Consider the following 397-nt stretch of genomic DNA (forward strand, 5'->3'; position numbering starts at 1 on the left):
AGTAGCTGTTGAGTCAGTTTCTCTAATCTACAACAAAGCACTTGTTCCTAACCCTCCTAAGTCTTGGGAAGAAATCCCAGCACTTAACGCTGAACTTCAAAAAGAAGGCAAGAAAGCGATCATGTGGCCTCTACGTGGTGGCGCATACTTCACATGGCCTCTACTAGCAGCTGACGGCGGTTACGCATTCAAACAGGTTGCTGAAGGTTACGACATTAAAGATGCAGGCGTAGCGACTGAAGGTGTTCAGAAGTCTCTAGGTTTCATCGAGAAGATGGTACAAGACAAAGTTATCTCTGCAGACATGGACTACTAAGTAGCTGAGTCTGAATTCGTTGCAGGTAACGTTGCAATGACAATCAACGGTCCTTGGGGCTGGGCAAACATCGAGAAAGCT

1 pseudogene is annotated in these 397 nt (G+C 46.3%); it reads left to right on the forward strand.

What is annotated here, in order from left to right:
• Positions 1-397, forward strand: a pseudogene (locus BCT81_RS04190) (extracellular solute-binding protein); the annotation flags it as partial.

Origin of the sequence: Vibrio sp. 10N.261.52.A1 (genome assembly GCF_002876325.1) — a bacterium.
GTDB classification, from domain to species: Bacteria; Pseudomonadota; Gammaproteobacteria; order Enterobacterales; family Vibrionaceae; genus Vibrio; species Vibrio chagasii.